At 41.6% G+C, this 20,899-nt stretch carries 17 protein-coding genes and 1 other RNA gene; 16 read left to right on the top strand and 2 right to left on the bottom strand.

Annotated features, from left to right (window positions below; translation table 11 throughout):
* Positions 1-2: 2 nt before the first annotated feature.
* From rseP to PAUR_RS13755, 12 genes are all read left to right on the top strand, one after another.
* Positions 3-1,355, top strand: coding sequence for a sigma E protease regulator RseP (rseP, locus tag PAUR_RS13810; protein WP_192508266.1), 1,353 nt, complete (start codon positions 3-5; stop codon positions 1,353-1,355).
* Between the two features lie 71 nt (positions 1,356-1,426).
* On the top strand, positions 1,427-3,898 hold the full coding sequence (gene bamA / locus PAUR_RS13805) for an outer membrane protein assembly factor BamA (RefSeq protein ID WP_192508265.1): 2,472 nt from the start codon (positions 1,427-1,429) through the stop codon (positions 3,896-3,898).
* A gap of 11 nt (positions 3,899-3,909) precedes the next feature.
* Positions 3,910-4,428 (top strand): OmpH family outer membrane protein, encoded by a 519-nt coding sequence (locus PAUR_RS13800; protein ID WP_192508264.1) that lies wholly within the window; start codon positions 3,910-3,912, stop codon positions 4,426-4,428.
* Complete coding sequence (lpxD, locus tag PAUR_RS13795; protein ID WP_192508263.1) at positions 4,428-5,468, top strand: UDP-3-O-(3-hydroxymyristoyl)glucosamine N-acyltransferase; 1,041 nt, start codon at positions 4,428-4,430, stop codon at positions 5,466-5,468. The genes PAUR_RS13800 and lpxD overlap by 1 nt, the downstream gene beginning before the upstream one ends.
* Before the next feature lie 13 nt (positions 5,469-5,481).
* The gene (gene fabZ, locus PAUR_RS13790) at positions 5,482-5,934 is read left to right on the top strand and encodes a 3-hydroxyacyl-ACP dehydratase FabZ (RefSeq protein WP_192508262.1); all 453 of its coding nucleotides are present in this window, start codon (positions 5,482-5,484) and stop codon (positions 5,932-5,934) included.
* 2 nt (positions 5,935-5,936) lie between these two features.
* Entirely contained in the window at positions 5,937-6,707 is a 771-nt protein-coding gene (lpxA, locus tag PAUR_RS13785; protein ID WP_192508261.1) for an acyl-ACP--UDP-N-acetylglucosamine O-acyltransferase, read from the top strand.
* A 49-nt stretch (positions 6,708-6,756) separates the two neighbouring features.
* Positions 6,757-7,947, top strand: a complete 1,191-nt coding sequence (gene lpxB / locus PAUR_RS13780) for a lipid-A-disaccharide synthase (protein ID WP_404821688.1) — start codon at positions 6,757-6,759, stop codon at positions 7,945-7,947.
* Positions 7,937-8,530 carry a ribonuclease HII gene (rnhB, locus tag PAUR_RS13775; protein ID WP_192508260.1) on the top strand — a complete coding sequence of 198 codons (594 nt, stop codon included), beginning with the start codon at positions 7,937-7,939 and terminating at the stop codon, positions 8,528-8,530. Before lpxB ends, rnhB begins: the two co-directional genes overlap by 11 nt.
* A gap of 2 nt (positions 8,531-8,532) precedes the next feature.
* Positions 8,533-12,021, top strand: coding sequence for a DNA polymerase III subunit alpha (gene dnaE, locus PAUR_RS13770; RefSeq protein ID WP_192508259.1), 3,489 nt, complete (start codon positions 8,533-8,535; stop codon positions 12,019-12,021).
* 19 nt (positions 12,022-12,040) lie between these two features.
* The gene (accA, locus tag PAUR_RS13765; RefSeq protein ID WP_192508258.1) at positions 12,041-12,997 is read left to right on the top strand and encodes an acetyl-CoA carboxylase carboxyl transferase subunit alpha; all 957 of its coding nucleotides are present in this window, start codon (positions 12,041-12,043) and stop codon (positions 12,995-12,997) included.
* Positions 12,998-13,051: 54 nt separating this feature from the next.
* The gene (tilS, locus tag PAUR_RS13760; RefSeq protein WP_192508257.1) at positions 13,052-14,374 is read left to right on the top strand and encodes a tRNA lysidine(34) synthetase TilS; all 1,323 of its coding nucleotides are present in this window, start codon (positions 13,052-13,054) and stop codon (positions 14,372-14,374) included.
* A complete protein-coding gene (locus tag PAUR_RS13755; protein ID WP_192508256.1) occupies positions 14,364-14,711 on the top strand; it encodes a hypothetical protein in 348 nt (115 codons plus the stop codon). Before tilS ends, PAUR_RS13755 begins: the two co-directional genes overlap by 11 nt.
* A 51-nt stretch (positions 14,712-14,762) precedes the next feature.
* Here the strand turns inward: PAUR_RS13755 and PAUR_RS13750 are convergent, their stop codons facing one another.
* A complete protein-coding gene (locus PAUR_RS13750; RefSeq protein WP_192508255.1) occupies positions 14,763-15,656 on the bottom strand; it encodes a GGDEF domain-containing protein in 894 nt (297 codons plus the stop codon).
* 143 nt (positions 15,657-15,799) lie between these two features.
* Between PAUR_RS13750 and PAUR_RS13745 the strand changes: the two genes are divergently transcribed.
* Positions 15,800-17,773 (top strand): monovalent cation:proton antiporter family protein, encoded by a 1,974-nt coding sequence (locus tag PAUR_RS13745; RefSeq protein ID WP_192508254.1) that lies wholly within the window; start codon positions 15,800-15,802, stop codon positions 17,771-17,773.
* A gap of 7 nt (positions 17,774-17,780) precedes the next feature.
* On the opposite strand, the gene PAUR_RS13740 is transcribed toward PAUR_RS13745, so the two are convergent.
* Positions 17,781-18,932, bottom strand: coding sequence for a patatin-like phospholipase family protein (locus PAUR_RS13740; RefSeq protein ID WP_192508253.1), 1,152 nt, complete (start codon positions 18,930-18,932; stop codon positions 17,781-17,783).
* A 151-nt stretch (positions 18,933-19,083) separates the two neighbouring features.
* Between PAUR_RS13740 and PAUR_RS13735 the strand changes: the two genes are divergently transcribed.
* The 3 genes from PAUR_RS13735 to PAUR_RS13725 all read left to right on the top strand — a co-directional run bounded on the left by PAUR_RS13735 (position 19,084) and on the right by PAUR_RS13725 (position 20,704).
* Positions 19,084-20,010, top strand: a complete 927-nt coding sequence (locus PAUR_RS13735) for a DUF3014 domain-containing protein (RefSeq protein ID WP_192508252.1) — start codon at positions 19,084-19,086, stop codon at positions 20,008-20,010.
* A gap of 122 nt (positions 20,011-20,132) precedes the next feature.
* Positions 20,133-20,229: signal recognition particle sRNA small type (ffs, locus tag PAUR_RS13730), an RNA gene on the top strand.
* 265 nt (positions 20,230-20,494) lie between these two features.
* Positions 20,495-20,704: a hypothetical protein gene (locus PAUR_RS13725; RefSeq protein ID WP_192508251.1), complete on the top strand. Its 210-nt coding sequence runs from the start codon at positions 20,495-20,497 to the stop codon at positions 20,702-20,704.
* Positions 20,705-20,899: the final 195 nt, after the last annotated feature.

Below are 20,899 nucleotides of genomic sequence, written 5' to 3'. Positions count from 1 at the left end.
TTATGTTTGAATTTTTCTGGAACTTAGGCTCATTTATTTTAGCATTGGGTATTTTAGTAACCGTGCATGAGTATGGTCATTTTTGGGTTGCACGCAAAGCCGGTGTGGAGGTTTTGCGCTTTTCAATTGGCTTTGGAAAACCATTATTCAAATGGCATGACAAGTTAGGTACTGAGTATGTTATTGCTTTGATACCGCTTGGCGGTTACGTCAAAATGCTTGATGCACGAGTTGATACTGTACCTGCTGATAAGCAGCATTTGGCTTTCGATAGTAAGCCTGTTTTATCTAAGATAGCCATCGTTTCAGCAGGCCCCATTGCAAACTTTTTATTCGCTATTTTTGCGCTTGCCGTGATGTATATGATTGGGGTGCAGAATGTAAAACCGGTTGTTGGCGGGGTTGCAGAACATAGTCGGGCAGCAACGGCAAACTTTCTACCTGGCGACCATATTTTGCAGTTGGGTGATAAGGCAGTCTCTTCATGGCAAGAGGTTACTTTTGGCTTAATGAGTCATTTAGGTGAACAAGAAGTACAGGTTAAAGTACAAGACGCAGAGAATAAAATTCAGTTACGAACGATTGCGCTTAATGGCTGGAAGCTTGATAAACAAGACGAAGCTCCACTTCAGTCTATTGGTATTGAGCCTTTTAGACCTGCATTAACATTAACTTTAGGCCATATTCAAACTGGTTCGGCAGCGGATAAAGCAGGTCTTAAAGTGGGTGATACGATTGTATCGATTAATGAAATTGACGTCGTTGATTGGCAGTCCTTAGTTGATAAAATAAAAGTCTCGGCCAAACAACCTTTGCGTTTTTCTATTCGTCGAGCAAGTAATGTGCAATTGCTTACGGTTATTCCTGAAGCGAAACAGATGAGCGATGGACGCTCTATCGGGTACTTAGGAGTTGTGCCTCAGTTAGAAAAGTGGCCTAACGGATATATTGAAACTAGACAGTACGGTCCTTTGGATAGTATGGTGCTGGGCATAAAAAAGACGTATGAGCTTATCAGTCTGAGTTTTGATATGATTGGCAACTTAATCACAGGTCAAGTATCAGTAAAAAACTTAAGCGGGCCTGTCGGAATTGCCGTTGGCGCTGGAAATAGCGTGAGCTATGGCATAGTTGCCTTTTTGAGCTTTTTAGCTTTGATTAGTGTTAATTTAGGTGTTTTTAACTTATTACCTCTACCAGTCTTGGATGGTGGGCACTTAATGTATTACATAATTGAACTAATCCGTAAAAAACCAGTCTCTGAAAAGACACAAGAGTTAGGGTTTAAGGTTGGTGCCTTGTTATTAATCGCTCTAACATGTTTTGCTTTATTAAATGATGTATCGAGACTGTAGCTCGAATTGGTGTATACAACACCCGTCACAGCGTTATGACGCTAATTGTTGTAAAGGATAAAGATAATAAAATGCCTATAAAAAAACATCTCGCAGTTACCAGTTTACTGGGCGCAAGTTTTGCCGCACTTGGGCAAAATACCTTTATCGTAGAAGACTTAAAGGTTGAAGGGCTACAGCGCGTAGCTTTGGGAGCAGCACTTACGCATATTCCAATTAATGTTGGTGATTCTGTAGATGACTACACGATTTCACGTACCATAAAAGCGCTCTATAAGTCGGGTCACTTTGATGACATCGCTGCATTACGTGATGGTAACCAGGTTATTTTCAAAGTTCGTGAAAGACCCACGATTGCTTCAATTGAGTTTGATGGAAACAAAGACATCAAAGACGAGCAGTTAAATGAAAGCCTAGAAGGTCAGGATATTCGAGCGGGTGAGCCTTTAGATAAAACAGTATTAGACAATATTGAAAAAGGGCTTATCGAGTTCTTTCATAGTATTGGTAAATACAATGCGAAACTTGAAGTCAACATTGTTGATTTACCTCGAAACCGTGTGCGATTAATGCTTGAATTTGACGAAGGTGATGCAGCCTCTGTTCGACAAATCAATCTGGTAGGTAATGAGTTATTTTCTGATGAAGAGTTGTTAAAGCTTGCCGATTCTCAACAAGATTTACCTTGGTGGAAATTCATGTCGAATGACCGCTATCAAAAGCAAACGATTGAAGGCGATTTAGAAAAAATCCGTAGCTATTATTTAGACCGAGGGTATTTTCGTTTTAATATTGACTCAACACAAGTATCGGTAAGTCCAGAGCGTGAGTCAGTCTATGTTACGGCTAATTTGACTGAGGGTGAAAAGTATTCAGTTAAAAGTTTTGACTTCATCGGTGATTTATTGGGAAGAGAAGAGCTGATTAAAAGTGTGATCCCATTACGCGCTGGTGAGCTTTATAATGGTTCAATCGTTACCTCATCTGAAGAGTTTATTAAAAGCTATCTAGCACGGTTTGGTTATGCCAATGCTGAAGTTCGTACCATTCCAGAAGTTGATGATGAGAATAAAGAAGTGAAACTCACTTTATCGGTTAATCCCGGTAAACGTGTATATGTTCGCCGTATCATGGTCAATGGTAACCAGGTGACCGCTGATGAAGTGGTACGTCGAGAAATGACGCAACTTGAAGGAGCATGGTTGTCCAATCAAAGTCTTGAACGTTCTAAGTTACAAATACAGCGCTTACCTTATATGGAAAGTGTTGAATTTGAAGTTAAACCAATTACAGGAATTGACGACCAAGTTGACGTAGACTTTGATGTAAAAGAGCAACCTGCAGGTAGTTTTCAGGCCGGTGTTGCATATGGCTCATATGCAGGAATGCAATTTAATGTCGGTGTCAGTGAATCCAACTTTTTAGGTACGGGTAACCAAGTTGCTTTTAATGTGAGTACAGCAAAAGGTTCTGACCGATATAGTGTGTCGTATACAAACCCGTATTTTACCCCAGATGGTGTATCTCAAGGCAGTAGTATTTTCTTTAGTAATTACGATGCGAGTAAATTCAGTTTAGTTGAGTACAAGTCACGTAGTTATGGTTTAGGTACGAGCTTTGGTTTCCCTATTGACGCAGTAAATAGAATTAACTTTGGTGGCCGTTGGATTGAAGAGTCATTATCAGATATTGCTGATTATGAGCAAACACGTATTTTACGTTTGAGTTTCCTTGATCCCGAAAACCCTGAAGCTGATTTTGACTTCACTAAGTACGAGCTGAGTTTAGGTTGGTCTCGAGTGACAGTTAACCGTGGTATGTTCCCTACCGATGGTTCACGTCAAACGTTGAAGTTGACAGCAACAACACCGAATTCAGATCTGAATTATTTTAAATTGAATTATGATTCACGTTTCTATTGGCCAATAAGTAACGATCATCGCTGGGTATTTTCAGCGAGAGCGGCCCTTGGTTACGGTAACGGTTATGGCGAAACGAATGGCTTTGAACAGATTCTACCTTTCCAAGAATTCTTTCGCATAACAGAAATGGAGTTGCGTGGATTTGATAGAAATACAATTTTACCGCAAGCGATTCAACGCATTCCAACATCGATCCCTGGCTCGATATTACCAGATGGTACATCGACGGGCAGTATTGGCGGAAACCCTGAATTTGATAGACTTCAATTTGGTGGCCGTATCGGTGGTAATGCAAAAGCAATTGCAGGCGCGGAATTGATAGTACCAACACCGTTCTTAGATGAAGATAACACCAACTCAGTAAGAACGAGCTTATTTATTGATGCTGCGAATGTTTGGGATACAGAATTTGATGTAGATAGATACCTACATTTGCCAGAAGATCAATATAAAAAATTGTCTGATTATTCAGACCCAACAAGATTTAGGGTTTCAGCGGGTTTATCTATTCAATGGATTTCACCAATGGGGCCAATGTTGATTAGTTTTGCTCATCCGTTAAGAAAAGAAGAAGACGATGAAACGAAAACAATCAGCTTTAATATCAGTAATACATTCTAAGGAGTAAATTTGTGAACAAACTATTTAAAACGACAGCAATGGCTTTAATGGCCACACTAATGATGGGTACGTCTGCGAGTGCATTAGCACATAAAGTAGGTATTGTTGATATGCAACAAGTCTATAAGCAGATCCCACAGATGGCTAAAATAGAGCAGCAGTTACTCACAGAGTTTGCAGAGCGCCGTCAAGAACTTGAGAAAATTCAAGGTGATATTCGTTTTGAAGCCGAAAAGTTTAAGCGTGAAAGTGCCACGATGAGTGACGAGCAAAAGGCAACACTGCGTGACAAGATTCAAGGCATGCAAAAAGTATTGACTGAAAAAGGTCGTCCATTAGAGCAAGAGATTAAAACGCGTCAAAGCGAAGAGCTTGCTAAAGTACAAGACGTTATCATCAAAACGATTCAAAGCGTTGCCAAAAAAGGAAAGTTTGACGAAGTAAGAGTAAAAGATACCACTATCTACTTTAATCCTGATAAAGTAACAGACCTTTCTAGCAAAATTGTTGATGCGGTAAGCAAAAAATAATGACCAAACAGTTTACTTTGGGTCAACTAGCGACGCATTTAGGTGCGTCACTAGTCGGTGATAGTGATTATCAGATTGATAAAATCGCGACATTACAAAAAGCCGGCCCAACAAACATCGCTTTTTTAGCGAATAAGAAATACCGTAACCAACTGGCTGACACAAATGCTGGTGCGGTTATTGTGTCTGAAGATGATGCAGAGTATTTTTCTGGCAATAAGATTGTTGTAAAAAATGCTTATACTGCATACGCTTACTTGGCACAAATGATGGACACTACTCCTGCGTCTGCATCAAATATCCATTCATCAGCCGTTATTCATGGCAGTGTGAATTTAAGCCAAGATGTGAGTATCGGTGCGAATGCAGTGATTGAAGCCGGATCTGTCATAGGCAAGAATGTTCAAATTGGTCCAGGATGTTTTGTCGGCCAAAATACAGTCATTGGTGATAACACTAAATTGTGGGCCAATGTGACGGTTTATCATGATGTTACCATAGGTGATAATTGTTTATTTCAATCTGGCTGTGTAATCGGTAGTGACGGTTTTGGTTACGCGAATGAGGCTGGTAAGTGGATAAAAATTCCTCAAGTCGGCGCTGTGAATATTGGTAATAACGTAGAAGTTGGCGCGAATACCGTTATTGACCGTGGCGCATTAGATGATACGATCATTCATGACAATGTTATTTTGGATAATTTAATTCAAATTGCACACAACGTTGAAATTGGAGAAGGGACAGCTATTGCAGGTGCAACGGTTGTAGCAGGAAGCGTGACAATCGGTAAGCATTGTCAAATCGCGGGCTTGGTTGGGATCAATGGACATATTGATATTTGCGATGGCGCTATCATTACAGGTATGACAATGATTACTAAAGCCATTACTAATTCAGGTGTTTATTCATCTGGAATACCGCACTCAACGAATAAAGAATGGCGTCGAAATATTGCCCATTTTCGTAATTTATCAGAGTTCAAGCAGCGTTTAAAGTCGTTAGAAACACTGACTGAGCACTTAAAAAACATTGATGAATAAAAAGGATGCTACTTTGGCAAACGAATTAAACAGCTTTGATACACAAGAAATTTTAAAGCTATTACCTCATCGTTACCCAATGTTATTGGTTGATAAAGTTATTGACTACAAAGCGGGTGAATATCTACATGCGATCAAAAATGTAACAGTGAACGAGCCTATTTTCACTGGTCATTTTCCTGGACAACCTATTTTCCCCGGTGTGATGATTTTAGAAGCAATGGCACAAGCCACTGGTTTACTCGGGTTTAAAACGGTGGAAAATCGCAGCGAGAGTGAACTATACTTATTTGCAGCGATCGATAATGCACGTTTTAAGCAACCAGTATTACCTGGTGATACCATGCATTTGCATATCGATTTTGTAAAAGAGCGCCGTAACATTTGGAAGTTTCACGGTGAAGCAAAAGTAGACGGCAAAGTAGTATGCAGTGCCGAGCTAATGTGCGCGAGAAGAGAGTTATAATAGTGATCCATCCTACTGCGATTATTGAATCGGGTGCGAAATTAGGCAACAACGTAACCATTGGTCCATATAGTTACGTTGGTCATGATGTCGAACTGGGTGATAATTGTATCATCGAGTCGCATGTTGTTATTAAGGGACCTTCAACCATTGGCTCAGGCAATCATATTTTCCAGTTTGCGTCAGTAGGTGAAGCTTGCCAAGACAAAAAGTATAAGGATGAGCCGACACAGCTCATTATTGGAGACAATAATGTGATCCGTGAGTGTGCGACAATCCATCGGGGTACAATTCAAGATCAAGGTATTACGCGAATTGGTAGCAATAACTTATTTATGGCATATACGCATGTTGCGCATGATGCAGTAATAGGCAGTAATGTTATCTTTGCTAATGGCGCTAGTGTGGCAGGACATGTTCATGTCGGTGACTGGGTTATTCTTGCGGGCAATACTGGGGTTCATCAATTTTGTAAAATTGGCGCCCATGCATTTATCGGTATGTACTCAGGTGTTAACAAAGATGTGCCTCCATTCGTAACCACAACAGGTACGCCGGCAAAACCTGCGGCTATTAATACCGAAGGTATGAAACGTCGGGGTTTTGATAGTGATGAAGTGATGGCGGTGCGTCGTGCATACAAAGCTTTTTACCGCAAAGGTTATACCCTTGAAGAAGCAGTACTGTCACTTGAAGAAGATGCAAAGCAGTTTCCAGCGGTACAACAGATGATCGATTTTCTAGATACATCAGATCGCGGTATTATTCGTTAAATCGGCCGTGATAAAACGTTATTGATGAACGCCATACAGATTAATTTGTATGGCGTTTTTATTTATACAAACTCAGATAATAGACATGATAAATAAAAATAAATTAACCATAGGTATTGTAGCGGGCGAATTGTCGGGCGATATATTGGGCGCAGGCCTTATTCATGCTTTAAAGCAACATTATCCTCATGCAGAGTTTGTGGGTATTGCAGGACCTAAAATGCAGCAAGCGGGCTGTAAAACACTGTTTGATATGGAAGAACTGGCAGTCATGGGATTGGTTGAAGTGTTAGGGCGCCTACCTCGTCTGTTAAAAATACGCAAACAGCTTATTCAGCATTTTATTGATAATCCGCCTGATGTTTATATTGGTATTGATGCACCGGACTTCAATTTACGAGTCGAAAAGCCACTTAAAAAAGCGGGTATAAAAACAGTACAATATGTGAGCCCTTCCGTATGGGCATGGCGCCAAAAGCGCATTTTTACGATAGCAGAAGCAACTAATTTGGTTTTATCATTACTGCCATTTGAAAAGGCATTCTACGACAAACATGATGTACCGTGTACGTTCGTAGGACATACACTTGCTGACGAAATTCCACTTAAAGTGAATGCCAGCGCAGCCAGAGCTAAGTTAGGCCTCGCTGAAGATGACTTAGTGTTAGCACTTCTTCCAGGCAGCAGAGGCTCTGAGGTTGGCTTATTAAGCAGTACGTATTTGGAAACAGCCAAACTACTTAAAGATAAACTGCCAGAGTTAAAAGTAGTGGTACCGCTTGTCAACGCGAAAAGAAAAGCACAATTTGAATCTGTGTTAGCAGAGGTTGCGCCAAACTTACGACCTTTGTTATTAGAAGGGCAATCAAGCGAAGCAATGTCGGCTGCTAATGCTGTGTTATTGGCGTCAGGCACGGCAACACTTGAAGCCATGCTATATAAAAAACCAATGGTAGTAGGGTACAAGTTTAAACCATCAAGTTACTGGATATTTAAGCACTTTTTTACATTTAATATAAAGTACTTCTCTTTGCCAAATTTATTGGCTGATGCACCATTGGTACCAGAGTTTTTACAGCAAGAATGTAATGCTGACGCGTTAGTTGATGCATTGTTACCAATGCTCAGGGGTGAGAGTGAAGCGCTCGTTGCACGCTTCTATGAGATACATGAGAATATTAGGCTAGATGCAAGTAAACAGGCTGCAAAAGCCGTAGCGGAGTTAATAGATGCAAGTTGAACGTCCAGATGTACAATTTATTGCCGGCGTAGATGAAGTTGGTCGAGGCCCCCTGGTTGGCGATGTTGTGACCGCTGCTGTGATCTTAGATCCGAATAAACCTATTGATGGCTTAGCTGACTCAAAGAAGTTATCAGAGAAAAAACGCATTGCATTGGCGGAAGAAATTAAAGAAAAAGCGCTGTGCTATTATGTTGCGCGTGCGTCAGTGGCAGAGATTGATGAGCTTAATATTTTACATGCCACCATGCTTGCGATGAGTCGTGCTGTTGAAGGGTTAGCGATTCAGCCAGATTTTGTTTTTATTGATGGTAACCGTTTACCAAAATTAACAATGGCTGCTCAGAGCGTGGTAAAAGGAGATAGTTTAGTGGCGGAAATCAGCGCTGCATCTATTTTGGCAAAGGTCACCCGCGACAATGAAATGTTGGAGTTAGACGCTGAATTTCCTGAATTTGGCTTTGCTGCACATAAAGGGTATCCAACAAAGGCACATTTTGCAGCGCTTGAAGCGCATGGCATAACACCGCATCATAGAACAACCTTTAAGCCTGTTCAGCGTATTATTGCAGGTAAGGAATAACGATGGCAGTACCTGATTTTGTGCATTTAAGAGTTCATAGTGACTTTTCAATGGTTGATGGTTTGGCAAAAACGAAGCCTATTGTTGCAAGAGCGCAAGAGTTAGAGTTGCCTGCGATTGCGATTACGGACCAAATGAACTTTTGTGGTTTAGTACGGTTTTATGGCACAACGCACGGCGCAGGTATTAAACCCATTGTTGGTGCTGATATTTGGCTTAAGAGCGACCAGTTTCCCGATGAACCGTCACGCTTAGTGGTGTTAGCCAAAGACAATACTGGATACAAAAACCTCACCTTATTAATATCTGAAGCATACCAACGGGGCCACGTATTTCACCGTCCTGTTGTTGATAAGCAATGGTTGGCTGCACATAAAGAAGGATTGATTTTACTCTCCGCAGGTAAAGATGGCGATGTAGGCAAAGCGCTCCTAAAAGGTAACCCACAACTCGTAGATGAAACGGTGCAATTTTATGAAGAACATTTTGCTGATAATTTCTATCTAGAACTCATTCGTACAGGTAGAGCCGATGAAGAAACCTATTTGCATGCGGCTGTGGAGCTTGCAACTACGCGAGGGTTACCTGTTGTAGCGACGAATGAAGTGGTGTTTCTTCATGAAGCTGACTTTGATGCTCATGAGATTCGTGTGGCGATATTTGACGGTTATACACTGGAAGATAAACGCAGGCCTAAACGTTTTTCTAAAGAGCAGTATTTAAAAACAGCAGAGCAAATGCAGGCGTTGTTTAGTGATATTCCTGAGGCATTGCAAAATACCGTTGAAATAGCAAAACGATGTAACGTCACCGTTCAGCTGGGGACTTATTTCCTCCCAGATTATCCAACTGGGGAGCTCAAAATTGACGATTTCTTGGTTAAGGTCTCCCGAGATGGCTTAGAAGAACGGTTACTGTTTTTATTTCCTGATGAACAGGACAGACAATCAAAGCGCGTTGAGTATGATGAACGACTGCAATTAGAGTTAGACGTTATAAACCAGATGGGGTTTCCGGGTTACTTTTTAATTGTAATGGAATTTATTCAATGGAGTAAAGATAACAATATTCCAGTAGGACCTGGACGCGGGTCTGGTGCAGGCTCGCTGGTTGCTTATGCCTTGAAGATCACCGATTTGGACCCACTTGAGTTCGATCTACTTTTTGAACGGTTCTTGAACCCAGAACGTGTATCAATGCCGGATTTCGATGTCGACTTTTGCATGGACCGCCGAGATGAAGTCATTGATCACGTTGCCATGTTGTATGGCCGAGATGCGGTGTCTCAGATCATCACGTTTGGTACTATGGCCGCAAAAGCGGTAATACGTGATGTAGGTAGGGTACTTGGCCATCCGTATGGTTTTGTTGACCGGATATCTAAATTGGTACCTGGTGACCCTGGTATGACCCTTGCGAAAGCATTTGATGTAGAACCCCGCTTACCTGAAGTATATGACAGCGATGAGGAAGTAAAAGATCTCATTGATATGTGCCGAATTTTAGAAGGCTGTACACGAAATGCAGGGAAACACGCCGGTGGTGTGGTTATATCTCCGACGACAATAACCGACTTTGCCGCGTTGTACTGTGATGATGAAGGGAAGTTTCCCGTTACTCAATTTGATAAGAACGATGTAGAAACTGCTGGGTTGGTTAAATTTGATTTCTTAGGCTTGAGAACACTGACGATTTTGCAGTGGGCGCTCGATATGGCCAATGAACGTCTTACCCGAGAAGGCAAAGAGCATGTAGATATTGCTGCTATTCCATTGGATGACCGTAAGAGTTTTGAGCTGCTGTTACGCGCTGAAACAACCGCGGTGTTCCAGTTAGAATCTCGCGGTATGAAAGACTTGGTTCGACGCTTGAAACCTGACTGCTTTGAAGACATGATTGCACTGGTTGCGCTGTTCCGACCCGGTCCACTTCAGTCGGGCATGGTAGATAACTTTATTGACCGAAAGCATGGCCGTGAAGAGCTTTCTTATCCCGACGTACAGTGGCAGCATGAGAGCTTAAAGCCTATTCTCGAGCCGACCTATGGCATTATCTTGTACCAAGAACAAGTAATGCAAATCGCCCAGGTGTTGGCTGGTTACACGCTTGGTGGGGCCGATATGTTACGCCGCGCGATGGGTAAGAAAAAACCAGAAGAAATGGCCAAGCAGCGTTCAACATTTGAAGAAGGCTCAGTCAATAACGGTGTAGATGGTGAGTTGGCGATGAAAATCTTCGACTTGGTTGAGAAGTTTGCAGGTTATGGCTTTAACAAATCTCACTCGGCCGCTTACGCACTTGTGTCTTATCAAACATTGTGGATGAAAACGCATTTTCCTGCTGAGTTCATGGCTGCGGTTATGTCAGCAGACATGGATAACACCGAAAAGATAGTTATTTTGGTTGATGAATGTGAAAACATGAAGTTGACCTTGTTACCACCTGATGTAAATGCTGGTGAATATAAATTTACTGTAAATTTAAAAGGTGAGATCGTCTATGGTATTGGTGCTATTAAAGGCGTTGGTGAAGCGCCAGTAGACACCATCTTGGAGTGTCGAGCACAAGGTGGTGAATTCAAAGATCTATTCGATTTTTGCGCACGTGTCGATTTAAAGCGGTTAAATAAACGTGTACTAGAAAAGCTGATTTATGCCGGTGCATTGGATAAATTAGGGCCAGATGGCACACAAGCAGGAAGAGCAACGTTACTTGCTAGCGTAAAAGATGCCATGAAGTCTGCGGAGCAACACCATAAAGCAGAAGCGATTGGTCAGTCTGACTTATTTGGATTGTTGGCTGTAGAACCGGAAGAAGTTGAGCAAGCCTTTGTACTGGCAAGGCCTCTGACTGACAATGAGTGGTTAGATGGGGAAAAAGAAACGTTAGGGCTTTACTTAACGGGTCATCCTATAAACCAATATCGACGAGAATTGAGGCACTATACATCGGGTAAATTAGTTGATTTGCAGCCAACGAATAGAGATGTGCAGTCAACAGCTGCTGGTTTAGTGATTAATGCGCGTACGTTAATAAATAAAAAAGGGAATCGCTGGGGGTTAATAACTTTAGATGACAAAAGTGCCCGAATTGATGTACGCTTATTCCCTGAACAGTTTGAAACATACCAAGAATTGCTGCAAATTAACCAAATCTTGGTAATATCTGGACAGGTCAGCTTTGATAACTTCTCTGGTGGCATTACAATGACTGCCAGAGATGTCTGTACCATAGCTCAAGCACGTGAAAAACGTATTAGAGCAATTAAAATGACGCTAAATATGGTGCAAATAGACGAAAACTTCTTCGATAAATTGCGAAAAGTGTTAGAACCTTATAAATTTGGTACATGTCCAATAAAAGTTATGTACCAGCGTCCAGATGCGTTAGCAGAGCTAACGCTTGGGACCGAATGGTGTGTGACGCCTACAGATGACCTAATAACTCGGTTGTCGCAAATGGCGGCGCAAGAAATAGAACTAGAATTTTAATTAATAGGTAGTTTAGAGCATGAGTCTCAATTATCTTGACTTTGAGCTTCCAATTGCAGAATTGGAAGCAAAAATTAAAGAATTACAAAATGTTAGCCGTTCAGGTAGTTTAGATCTGAGCTTAGAAGATGAAATTTCTCGACTGAAAGAGAAGAATGTTGAGCAAACAGAAAAAATCTTTTCTGGTTTAGGTGCTTGGCAAGTTTCTCAATTGGCACGTCATCCTCTTCGTCCTTATACTCGAGATTACATTGAACGTATTTTCACTGAATTTGATGAATTTGCTGGCGACAGAACATTCGCGAATGACCCTGCTATTTTAGGCGGTGTTGCACGCTTTGAAGGTCAGCCGGTCATGATCATTGGTCAACAGAAAGGGCGTGATACAGCTGAGAAGATTAAGCGTAACTTTGGTATGCCCAAGCCAGAAGGATACCGTAAAGCCTTACGTTTAATGGAAATGGCTGAGCGCTTTAAAATGCCAATTATTACCTTCATTGACACCCCAGGCGCTTATCCTGGCGTGGGTGCTGAAGAACGTGGTCAAAGTGAAGCAATTGCCCGTAATTTAAAAGTTATGGCTGCATTGAAAGTACCGACTATTTGTACCGTTATTGGTGAGGGTGGTTCTGGTGGCGCTTTAGCAATTGGTGTAGGTGACAGAGTCAATATGTTGCAATACAGCACTTACTCGGTTATTTCTCCAGAAGGGTGTGCTTCAATTCTTTGGAAAAGTGCAGATAAAGCCCCACTAGCTGCAGAAGCTATGGGTGTATCAGCTACGCGCGTTAAAGAATTAGATCTCATCAATAGTATTGTAGATGAGCCTCTAGGTGGTGCGCATCGTGATTATGATGTGATGGCGAAAAACTTGAAAGCGCAGTTAAAACGCGACCTGACAGATCTTCAGGCATTAAGTACAGAAGAAATGTTGGAGCAACGTTATAACAGGCTAATGTCTTTCGGTTATTGCTAAGTAAGATGAATTAGCGTAAAAAGCCGCAATAGCGGCTTTTTTGCGTTCTATATTATGAAATCGAGTTTTTTATTTAAGCAGTTTAATACTGCGCTACATCAGCTAAACCCAACGCGGCAAACATTATGTGTTGCTTTATCGGGTGGCGTTGATTCAGTTGTATTGCTGCATCTATGTGTGGCTTTAAGAGACACAACAAATGTGGACATAGAAGCGGTTTATGTTCACCATGGTTTATCAGTCTATGCTGACGATTGGCTACACTTTTGCGACAGGCTATGCAAACAGTTACAAGTGCCATTTAAGTATGAATATGTTGATGTTGAACATAAAGCTCGGCACAGTGTTGAAGCGCAGGCACGTGATGTACGCTATAAAGCATTGCATAATCAGGCATCTGATGATGCACTTATCGTATTGGGTCAGCATGGCGATGATCAACTTGAAACCTTTCTATTACGATTAAAGCGAGGGTCTGGTTTACTTGGGTTAGGAGCGATGCGAGCGCGTACTCAGCTACCCAATGGACGCGAGTGTATCCGACCTTTACTACATGTAAGTCGTGATGACATAGAAGCATTTGCTGAGCACTATGCACTCTCTCATATTGAGGATGAATCAAATAAGCATGATCACTTTGATAGAAATTTCTTGCGTAACCAAATAATTCCCCAATTAAAAACGCGTTTTTCAGGTTTGTTACCTAGTGCGTTGAGAAGCATTCAACTATTGCAGCAACAGCAGCAACTTATTGATGAAATCACGCAAGATGATTTAGCCCTTAGTATCTGTAATCAAAGAGAGTCGCGATGTGTTGATTTAGCAAAATTAGCGGACCTTTCACCGTTAAGGCAAAAGAACGTCGTTAGAGCGTGGTTAGCACTGCATAATGTGGCAATGCCGTCATTGGTGCAGCTTGAACAGATTCTAGTACAAAGCCTAACGAGTAAAATAGATGCGCAATTAAGTATTGATTTAAAGTTGGGTTCAATCAAACGTTACAGAGGCCTGCTGTACTGGGTCGTCACCCAAGATAAGCCAATTGAAAAAAGCAATGTCGGCCTAGATACTGTGATGTTTGAAACAGGCTATGTTTTATGCGTAAAGCAAGGAAGAGGGATTCGAGCGCCGCGCACTGATGAAGTTGTGTCGATTAGGTTTGGGTGTTTAAACGATAAAATAAAACCGCAATTTAAACCCGGACGAAACACGGTTAAGCATTGGTTGAAAGATGCCAAAGTGCCGACTTGGCAGCGTGCATTGGTGCCACTGATTTATTATAACGATGTGCTGGTACAAGTGGTTGGGTATTATTTTAACCACGATCACGTAACGCAAGAGTGTGGAATTTATTGGGAAGAACGCAGTGATAGATAATCTGAAGATTGGCGCTTCATTGGCTAAGCAATCCCCTTGGGCATTATTGCTCACTGGGCTTATTTTTTTGATGTTATTCCTTAATCAAGCAATGAATATCAACAATGTCATTTATGCTGTATTGCTCGGTCAATTGACCAGTGTGACCCTGTTGGCTTATTGGCATGGTAAAGGGGGTATCTTTTTTATTATGGCCGTATTGGCGCCTTTGGTACTGATCATCGTCACTGAACTTCCGACATTTATAGCGTTAGCATGGGTGATAAATGGCTTCTTTTTTGGTATGGCATTGCTGTTATTTTTCTATCATATGTACGTCAGTAAACTGAATAAATAATAGGTAAGTGAGTGAGAAAAGGCTCAGCTAGGGGGGCTGAGCCTGTGATTATCAAACTGCGCGAGCGCAGTTTCGTCCCGCCGCTTTTGCTTTGTATAAACCTTTATCTGCTCGTGAAAATATTACGTTTTCACAATCATGGCTTGCAGCCAGTGTAAATCCAATACTGGTTGTTACACCAAAATTTGCTAATAGACCACACCGTTGCACGGTTGCCATAATACGCTCTGCGATTAATTTATTAGTAGGAAATTCAGGGTCATCAATTAACACCGCAAATTCATCCCCACCAAATCGATACACGCTGTCAGTTGCTCTAATTGACTGTTTTAGAATATTGGCAAATTCAATGAGTACATCATCACCAGCTTTGTGCCCATGTACATCATTGACTGCTTTAAAGTTATCTAAATCTAATATCATTAAACTAAAACTACGGTGGTGGCGCCGGCTACGCTCTAACTTTTGTGCAAGATTGTCATTAAATTGACTACGGTTGTTAAGCCCTGTTAATGAATCTTTAGTTGCTAGCTGTAAAACTCGGCTGTACATCAGTGCATTGCGAAGAGGATAAAGTAGTGCACTGTGTAAATGACGTAATTTGTTCTGAATACTGCTGCTTAATTGATACTGGCAAAAATAAACGAGTTGCCCTAAGTGCTCACCATTAAGCTCAAGATCAAAAGTATAAGGTGTATATTGATTGTCACTATCTTTCATTTGCGCCACGCCTAAGGAGGAGTGGAACTGTAGGCCAGATAATTTAATAATACGTTTTGCATAGTCGGCAAACAAGGTGAGCTGCTCATCGAGCTGTAATGTTGTTTGTAACTGTTCAACTAAGCGATGAGTAGGCTCTGGCTGACTCGTGAATTGCTCGTTACTGAACGGCAAATAGTCGCCACGCGTGGGCATTCGCTGAGTCAAAATATGGACATTCTCCATTTATAATTCCCCTAAATACAATGATGGGAAATATAAAGCTAAATTCGTGCCATAAATTTAAACTGGCTGAAAAACAGCTGCTTGCTATAGTTAATGAAAGCTTGTTCATTTAATTAGCAACTTTTTGACGCTCAGGAGGCTGTTTGCAGACTATATTTGCCGAAGTGTTTGCGCTATTACTTGCCGCTGTAATTTTAGTGTGGTTGTTTAAACGCGTTGGTTTACCTGCAATCTTAGCCTATTTAGTGACAGGTATTCTTGCTGGCAGCCATGGTATTGGCTGGATGACGATTAGCTATGAAATGCACTTTATAGCTGAACTTGGCATCGTGTTTTTATTATTTAGTCTTGGGTTAGAGTTTTCAGTTCCTAGATTAATGGCAATGCGTCATTTGGTGTTCGGGTTAGGTAGTTTACAGGTTGTATTGACCACGTTATTAGGTACTGCACTATTGTGGTTTTTGCAATTCAATTGGCTTGAAGCATTTGTTATTGCAAGCTTAGTCGCGCTCTCGTCAACGGCAGTTGTTGTAAAGTTATTGAAAGAATCCGGTTCACTTAATTTACGCAGTGGCCAGCTCGCAATTGGTGTGTTGCTGTTTCAAGATATTGCCGTAGTTCCGTTGCTTATTGCTTTTCCTTTAATTGCGCAATCAGACAATCAAGTACTCGTCGGCGCTTTGAGTCTTGCATTGGCCAAAGGCGCACTAGTATGTGTGTTTTTATGGGCTGTAGGTAAGTGGTTACTACCTAAAATATTCAATGAAGTAGCGTTAGTTAGAACTGATGAGCTATTTGTGCTAACCACATTGGTTGTCGCATTGTGTGCGGGTGGATTAACTTACTTGTTTGGTTTATCGATGGCATTAGGCGCTTTTTTAGCTGGAATGATGTTAGGTGAAAGTCAATATCGACATCAATTAGAAGCTGAGATACGACCGTTTCGCGATATCTTGATGGGGTTATTCTTTGTCACCGTCGGTATGCAGCTTGATATACCTTATGTTGTGTCTTCATTTTTATACATTGTACTTGCATTAGGCGCATTGCTATTTTTTAAGCTGTTGATCATTATGGTTTCTGCGCAATTGATGGGAGAGCGTAAAAAAGATGCTATTGCAACCGGTATTTTATTATGGCAAATGGGCGAGTTTGGTTTTGTACTGGTGGCGCTTGCCAGCAAACATCAACTGTTGGATGCCAATATTGCCTCCTTCTTAATTGCTTTAGGGGTGCTTTCAATGGCGTTGACGCCATACTTAATTGAACAAACTGAGCGCATTCTCAGTTGGTTTAAATTAGACAAGGAGCGCTTCTCAGGTGACTTTCATCATGGCTTAGGAGTCGACGCGTTAAATGATCATGTTGTGATCCTTGGCTACGGGCGAGTAGGGCAAACGATCACCCGGTTTTTGAAGCCTGAAGCCATTCCTTATGTGGCAATAGAGCGCAATCCAATACTGGTGCAAGAAGCGCAAACAGCGGGCGAACCCGTATTGTTTGGCCACGCAGGACAAAAAGCCATATTGGAGTCGGCGGGTGTAGATAAAGCACGGTTGTTGATCATTACTTGTGGTGATTTTGAGCAATGTCAAAAGCTCATAGATTCAGTAAAACAAGCCGCACCTGAGGTAAAGATTTTAGTACGCATGAGAGACGACATTCATTTAGAAGCGTTAAAGCAGCTAGGGGTGACTGAAGTGGTACCTGAAGCGCTAGAAGCAAGCTTAATGCTGGTATCGCATGTGTTGTATATGTCGGGTGTGCCGATGCGCCGGATTTTAAAGCGGGTAAGCAAAGAGCGACAAAATAGGTATGAGTACTTGCATGGTTTTTTTGCGGGTGACAGTGCTGACTTATCAGAGCACTCGACCGATAGGCTTGAGTACCTTCATGCTATCGCTTTACCTGAATCGGCCTATGCTGTGAATAAAACCATTAAAGAGTTGGCTTTGGATAAGCAAAGAGTTGTGATCACCGCATTGCGTCGCAATGGTGAAGAGATAGACTCGCCCGTTGAGGAAACAATGTTATTGGTTAACGATATTTTATTGTTAAAAGGCAAACCAAGACGAGTTGAACGGGCAGAGCAATATTTACTCGAGGGCTTGGCATAAGTGCACTTTATTTTTTATCTAAGTGTAAAAATGCTCTGATCTCGTCAAGCTGAGCCATACCATCGTTAAAACCGATTTCCATTAGCTTCTGTGTATAGGCTTTTTCAAATAATAAATAACTGGATAAACTTGATTGAGAATGCCTTTTTATACCAATTCCACGCAATAGTAGTTTTATTGCCATAGGCATATCATCATAGTACTCTGAAGCTAACGTAGTAAAGTTTTCAGACGGGTTGACTAATAGCGTAGACACTTGTTTTAACTCCTTATGTTTATCTCGTGCTGGTAGTAACCCCACGGTACGATTAACCCGTTCAAGCCGTTCTAAATCAGACTGTAATGTGTCGCTGAAAACACTATCAAGTAAATGCCCAGCAACGGTAGACATACCAGGGAAATGCGGCTCGTAGCCCAGAGGTTGATGCGGCTTTGGCTGTTCAACACCAATAATGAATATTTTTTCTGCACCTAAATGAATCGATGGACTTAGTGGTGAAAGCTGGTGGATTGATCCATCGCCGTAATAATGATGCTTTACTCGAACACTGGGAAACAGCATAGGAATAGCACTGGATGCCATGAGCAAATCAAGCGTAATATTATCAGCAACTCCTTCTCGTTTTGAGCGTTGCCATGGTTGAACATTATTTGCTTGATAAAATGCCACTGATTTTCCGGTAGAATAGCTAGATACGGTGATGGACACCGCTTCTAAATAATGTCTATGTAAGTTTCGGTCAATACGAGATAAATCTAATACCTCACTGAGCAGCGTACGTAGCGGGGTGTTATCGAGTAAGCTGGCTGGAGGCAAGTTTAAAAATTCAGCTTTAAAGCTGCGCATGATATTAGAGAATATTCTGCCGTAAACGCCACTAAAATTACTCTTATAAACCATGTGCGTATGAAAGTTCTTCCAAACCCACTCTATTTTACGCACGGCCAAATGCATACATGAAGCATAACAGGCTAAAGCGGCAGAATTGATGGCTCCTGCTGACGTGCCATTGATGATTTGAAAAGGTAATGGCGCTGTGCGAGGCATACTTTGCGCGAGCGCTTTTAGTACGCCGACCTGGTATGCAGCTCGGGCGCCGCCTCCGGTGAGTAACAGAGCAACCTTTGGTTTATCTGAATTGCGTTGCTTTATACTCATAAATCCCCTTTAATAGAATGAACTTTTTGGTACAAACGTCGTCAGTAATGTATGGCTGTACTCTTGCAAGTAAAGTTTGTTACCTTTACTTTATGTTTTTATTTTAAAATATTCAAAGAATATTGTTTTTAAACCAATTAATGGAGCTGCTATGTCAGAACATTCCTCCCCATCAAAGCCTTCTCAAAGCCAAATGTTGCTTGCGGCGATTGCTGCTATGGCCCTTATTGTGGTGGCGGTTTTTGTATTATCGATGAAAAAAGATAATCCGAAGGAAAATAAAAAGTTTGAGCAAGATGTTGTAGTACCCGCAGCACAAGTCCCACAGCTGAATACGGCAGGGTTAAAACCGGAGCAAGCAGAGTCCAGTGCAGAGCAAGCAGTGAATGCGTCAAATAGTGAAAACACGGCATCTCAACAGCAAGCGAATACCACGATTAATACGCAGCCGAGCCTAGTGCAGCCAGAGCCGGTTGCAAAAGTTAACATTGCAGCGCCAGCGCCTTTGAAGCTGGACGATAGCGATAACGCGGTACGCAATCGTATTGCAGAATACATGGCAGAAAAGTCGGTTGAGTTGTTTGTATCAGATGACATGATCAGACGCATGGTGGTATTTGTTGATAATACCGCCAAAGGGACCATAGCGAAAAAGCACATGCCAGTAAATCGCCCAGCAGAGGCATTTATGGCGTTAGAAGACGATATCATAGTGACAGACCCTAATAGTTATGAGCGTTATACCCCATATGCCACCATGTTTGCTAATCTAAGTACTGCACAAATTGTCCGCTTATATCAGCAATTTCAACCCCTTATTGTAGAAGCCTACGAAGAGATTGGTTACGAAGGTGATGAATTTAACGGTGTGCTGGTACAAGCCATTGAAGAGCTATTAGACACCCCAGTGCCTGAAACGACCTTACCCTTGATCAAAAACTCAGTAACTTATCGCTATGCGTATCCTGAATGGGAGCAGTTAAGTGATGTACAAAAGCAGTTTTTACGTATGGGGCCAAATAATATGAAAAAGGTAAAACAACGTTTAGTGACCTTGCAAAAGCAGTTAGCTGAGTAAATTACTACGACCAATTGTTTGATGTTTAAGCAGTTGGTCGTAATTAATGAGTTTTTCCTTGTAACTGATAACAATTCTAGAGATAATTACCCCGCGCCCAACAAGGCCCACTATGGTGGTCTTATTGGTCCTCTCGCAACAATAGCATGTGAACCTGGTCAGGCCCGGAAGGGAGCAGCCACAGCGTGTGACTTGTGTGCCGAGATGTGGCTGGTAAGACTACCACCCAATCTCCTCTTTTTGTTGTTTGAAGTATAAGTCTGCAAATTTGTAGTGTAACCCCGCATAAAAATTGAAATATAACCCTGCAAGATTAATTAAAAGTCTGAGAGTTTTTTTATTTCTATAACTCTTCACACCTACTTTTATTAGACAATCAAATCAATTCTGTGAAGACAACATGCATATCATTGGCTAACTCTAAAAATACTAGGAAGGGATGATCTTTAATAAGGTTTTAAGACCTCTGCTATCAAACTAGTTCATGCTGATGCGTGTGGGCTACCAACCAACCCTGATGCAGCTCGACGACGAAGAGCAGCTTAAGCTTGGCAATGTGATGGTCAATGCCATGCTAAATGCCACAAAAGAGCAAGACAAAAGCAAAGCCATGACAATGCTTTCAACTTACCTTGATATTGAAGCTTACTTAAAAGATGCAGGCCTACTTGAGCAAGGTGTACAAGCGATTTAAAGTAATACAGGCATTAGCATTAGAACATTAGCAAACATGGCAACGATTGAGCGGCAGTCAAAAGAACAAGGCGGCCCATCAACGTAAGTCGTTTCTGCCCCAAAAAGTGTTTAGGCAAATGCCTCAAAAGAGTGATCAACGGTCATTACAAAATTATTTTTCAGCACTGATTTTATGTCCAGTTGCTTTGTGTTT

Origin of the sequence: Pseudoalteromonas aurantia 208, from assembly GCF_014858725.1 — a bacterium.
In the GTDB taxonomy this organism is placed as follows: domain Bacteria; phylum Pseudomonadota; class Gammaproteobacteria; order Enterobacterales; family Alteromonadaceae; genus Pseudoalteromonas; species Pseudoalteromonas aurantia.
The sequence above is the reverse complement of the archived record's forward strand: the minus strand, read 5'-3'. Positions and strand labels throughout refer to the sequence as shown.